Annotated in this window: 3 protein-coding genes and 4 tRNA genes; 6 read left to right on the top strand and 1 reads right to left on the bottom strand. The window is 36.5% G+C overall.

Annotated features, from left to right (window positions below):
* The first annotated feature begins 215 nt into the window (after nt 1-215).
* Both murB and birA read left to right on the top strand, forming a co-directional pair.
* Nucleotides 216-1,250, top strand: coding sequence for a UDP-N-acetylmuramate dehydrogenase (gene murB / locus INT04_RS19030; RefSeq protein WP_193017590.1), 1,035 nt, complete (start codon nt 216-218; stop codon nt 1,248-1,250).
* Complete coding sequence (gene birA, locus INT04_RS19025; protein WP_193017589.1) at nt 1,247-2,209, top strand: bifunctional biotin--[acetyl-CoA-carboxylase] ligase/biotin operon repressor BirA; 963 nt, start codon at nt 1,247-1,249, stop codon at nt 2,207-2,209. The genes murB and birA overlap by 4 nt, the downstream gene beginning before the upstream one ends.
* A 120-nt stretch (nt 2,210-2,329) precedes the next feature.
* Here birA and coaA read toward each other — a convergent pair whose 3' ends face one another.
* On the bottom strand, nt 2,330-3,277 hold the full coding sequence (coaA, locus tag INT04_RS19020; RefSeq protein WP_193017588.1) for a type I pantothenate kinase: 948 nt from the start codon (nt 3,275-3,277) through the stop codon (nt 2,330-2,332).
* 438 nt (nt 3,278-3,715) lie between these two features.
* On the opposite strand from coaA, the gene INT04_RS19015 reads away from it, so the two are divergent.
* From INT04_RS19015 to INT04_RS19000, 4 genes are all read left to right on the top strand, one after another.
* Nucleotides 3,716-3,791: transfer RNA gene (locus INT04_RS19015), tRNA-Thr, on the top strand.
* Nucleotides 3,792-3,805: 14 nt separating this feature from the next.
* Nucleotides 3,806-3,890 (top strand) — tRNA-Tyr (locus INT04_RS19010).
* Between the two features lie 82 nt (nt 3,891-3,972).
* A tRNA-Gly gene (locus INT04_RS19005) sits at nt 3,973-4,047 on the top strand.
* Nucleotides 4,048-4,052: 5 nt separating this feature from the next.
* Nucleotides 4,053-4,128 (top strand) — tRNA-Thr (locus INT04_RS19000).
* The last annotated feature ends 177 nt before the right edge of the window (nt 4,129-4,305 follow it).

The raw sequence follows: 4,305 nt of genomic DNA, 5'->3' as shown, positions 1-4,305 counted from the left end.
AGCGCCGATGGTAGTGTGGGGTCTCCCCATGTGAGAGTAGGGAACTGCCAGGCATTAAATAAGACGAGAAAGCCAACCCAATGGGTTGGCTTTTTTGCATTTAAGACATTTTAAAATACAAATATGTTCTCTCTCCTCTAATCACTTATCACTTTGCTATCCTCGACGATGCTAGGCTGTTAAACTAAGCCATCAGCTAAATGAGGTAGACTTTCATGAAAGAATCCGTTTCATTGCAAGCATTTAATACATTTGGTTTGAGAGCAAAGGCTCACCAAATAGAAACTGCAAATAATAAAGATGAGCTTTGCATATTTTGGCAAAATGCCCATGATCAAAAACTACCAACGCTTATTTTAGGTGGCGGTAGTAACGTACTATTTACTGAAGATTTTAATGGTATTGTTATCCATAACTGTATTGCTGGCATTGAAATTACTGAAGATGAGCAACATTGGTCTGTTCATGTTGGAGCTGGTGAGAATTGGCATGCGCTTATTGAATATCTGTTAGAAAAAAACATCTATGGGCTGGAAAATTTAGCATTGATCCCTGGTAATGTTGGTTCTGCACCAATACAAAATATTGGTGCGTATGGTAAAGAACTGAAAGATGTTTGTGCCTATGTTGATATTGTTGAATTAAGTACAGGCAATATTAGTCGATTAACAAATGAAGAATGCCAGTTTGGCTATCGCGATAGTATTTTCAAACATCATTATCAACAAGGCTTTGCTATTATCGCTGTTGGTTTACTGCTAAGTAAAAAATGGGATCCTATCCTCACTTATGGTGATTTATCCAAATTACCATTAGAAACAGTCACACCAAAAGATGTATTTGAATCAGTGTGCTTAATGAGAACGAGTAAGCTACCTAACCCAGAAATAACGGGTAATGCAGGTAGTTTTTTCAAAAATCCAATTGTTGATATTCAGATTGCTCAGCAATTAAAAACAAAATATCCATTTTGCCCTCAATATGTACAACATGATGGTGTGAAACTGGCTGCTGGTTGGCTAATTGACCAATGTGATCTTAAAGGCCATCAAATCGGTGGCGCTGCGGTTCATACAAAACAAGCGCTAGTTCTTATTAATAAAGACGGCTTAGCAACAGGCAAAGATATTGTTAATTTGGCGGCCTATATTCGTCAAAAAGTTGCGGAGCGGTTTGGTGTATTATTAGAGCCGGAAGTTCGTTTTATGGGCCTATATGGTGAAATTAATGCAGTGGACGCTATTTCATGAAAGAGATACCAACACCTTTATTATTAATTGAAATCCTTGCTGATGGAAACATTCATTCAGGAGAGCAATTAGGCGAAAGTTTAGGAATGACTCGTGCAGGCATTAATAAACATATTCAAACATTGCGTAGTTGGGGAATTGATATTCAGACAGTTGCTGGAAAAGGGTATCAATTAGATACACCAATGAATTTACTTAACTCGGATAAAGTGAATCAAAATATTAAAGGTAATCCTGCGAGTGTTATTCCTGTTATTGATTCTACAAATCAACATTTGATCCAGCGTATTAGTGAATTAGCATCTGGTGATGTCTGTATTGCTGAATATCAGTCGGCAGGGCGAGGCAGAAGAGGACGTCAGTGGATTTCACCTTTTGGTAGAAACTTATATCTCAGCATGTATTGGAAACTTGAACAAGGGCCTGCTGCGGCGATTGGATTAAGTTTAGTAGTAGGTGTAATACTGGCAGAAGTATTGAAAAAGCTTGGTGCTGATGGCGTCAAAGTTAAGTGGCCTAATGATCTTTATTTAAATGATAAAAAGCTTTCAGGTATTCTTGTTGAATTAACAGGAAAAACAGGTGATGTTGCTCATATTGTAACGGGAATTGGTATTAATATTGCTATGAGTAAAAACCAAAATGAAGCAATTAATCAGCAATGGGTTAACTTGGAGCAGGTTGGTATAAAAATTGATAGAAATGAACTTGCTTGTGAGATTACTAATGCATTAAGAGAAGCGTTTGTACTGTTTGAGAAACAGGGACTGTCAGTATTTATAGAACGCTGGAAAAGTTTAGATAATTTTATGAATAGACGCGTAAAACTGATTATTGGTGAAAAAGAAATCTTTGGCATTGCTAAAGGCATTAATGATCAAGGAGCTTTACTTCTAGAACACAATGGCAACGTAACACCGTATATAGGTGGCGAAATTTCACTGAGAAGTGCATCGTAATGTTTTAAATGGTTACGAACGTCTAAAATGAAAAAGCTTTCCTTAACTGGAAAGCTTTTTGTTTACTCATATTATCTATTCGACAAAACTCAAAATGATTTTATAAGTAACTATTTAGATTTATTTACGTAATCTAACATTGGTAATGGTATGATTATGACCCTTGGTTAAGATCAGGCTTGCTCTTTCTTTTGTTGGTAAAATATTTTGTTTTAAGTTTAATCCATTAATTTCTTGCCAGATAGAAGAGGCTATTTCAATAGATTCTTCTCTGCTTAATTTAGAGTAATTATTAAAATATGATTCAGGATCAGTAAATGCACCTTCTCTAAACTTTAAGAAGCGACTGATATACCAGTGTTTTAGTAATTCTTCTTCAGCATCGACGTAAATAGAAAAATCAACATAATCTGATACAAATACATTGTGCGGGTCATGAGGATAATCCTGATTACTTTGTAAGACATTTAACCCTTCAAGGATTAAAATATCGGGTTGCTCAATGATTTGTTTCTTATCTGGAATGATGTCATACACTAAATGAGAGTAGACAGGAGCAGTGACTTGCTTTTTACCTGATTTAATATCAGAGACAAAAGAGACAAGGCTGTGCATGTCATAGGATTCAGGAAATCCTTTTTTCTTCATTATTCCGCGTTTTTTTAGTTCCGCATTGGGTAAAAGAAAGCCATCGGTAGTAATTAAATCAACTTTACGATGTTCTGGCCAACGCGTTAAAAGTGCTTGTAGTAAACGAGCCGTTGTACTCTTACCGACAGCAACACTACCTGCTATACCAATAATATAAGGGATTTTAGCGCTTCTAGTGCCAAGAAATTGTTCTAAGACGGCTTGACGGCGCAAGTTAGAACTAATGTAAAAATTGAGTAATCTTGAAAGGGGAAGATAAATCTCAATAACATCGTCAATAGAAATTTCTTCGTTAATCCCTTTTAAATCTGTAATTTCTTTTTCTGTTAGCGTTAAAGGGACAGAATCTCTTAATGTTGCCCAGTGTTTTCTGTCAAACTCTAAATATGGGGTTATAAAGCGTTCTTTGTTATTCATAAGCCAACATCTGCCTAGTATTCGCAGGTTGGACAGGCTGTTTAAAACACCCGTATCCGATAAAAAATAAACAGCATCATAACGAGTCATGCTTCATTGGCGTAGGTATTTTTTAAATTATTTCTATTTTTTTTGACACGAACTAAATAAATTTGTAAATAAAGTACAAAAAATAGTCATAAGATTTATTTTTTAGCGTAGACTCATTGGTGGATGATTAGTGTTTTTTCTAAAAATTTATGGGTAACAATAAATTTAGGGCTTAAAAAGATAAATTAGATTTCTAATTTATCGTGAATTATTGGTGTGATTTTGGTCGTTTTTTTCCTAAAAAATCAACAATTCAATCAAAAATGAACAAAATATAAGCAAAAGAATAAATATCGCAATTTTTTTGTTGCATCATGATGAAAGTCCTCCTAGAATGCGCACCACTTAGCCGGCATAGCTCAGTTGGTAGAGCAACTGACTTGTAATCAGTAGGTCCCGAGTTCGACTCTTGGTGCCGGCACCATTAAAATTTAGATTGGTGGGATACCCAAGCGGCCAAAGGGAGCAGACTGTAAATCTGCCGTCACAGACTTCGAAGGTTCGAATCCTTCTCCCACCACCATTAATTCCTTACTTAATTGTTTTCAAATAGTAAACAGTTGAGTAGAATACAAAGCTGATTTTAAGTCAGGTAGCCGAGTTCTGCGGGCATCGTATAATGGCTATTACCTCAGCCTTCCAAGCTGATGATGCGGGTTCGATTCCCGCTGCCCGCTCCAGATGTGCTGATATAGCTCAGTTGGTAGAGCGCACCCTTGGTAAGGGTGAGGTCGGCAGTTCGACTCTGCCTATCAGCACCACTCCTTCATGTTCTTGCCTCCCTGATTAAAATCTTAACAAGCAATAGAAAATCGCTAATTTACTTACTGCTTGGTTGATGTGGTGTAACCACCGATTCCGTGTCTTAGAGGGACAATTTAAATGTCTAAAGAAAAATTTGAACGTTCAAAACCGCACGTTAACGTTGGTACTATCGG

Origin of the sequence: Proteus sp. FME41, assembly GCF_014897315.1 — a bacterium.
Classification (GTDB): domain Bacteria; phylum Pseudomonadota; class Gammaproteobacteria; order Enterobacterales; family Enterobacteriaceae; genus Proteus.
This window is presented reverse-complemented; position numbering and strand designations above follow the sequence as displayed.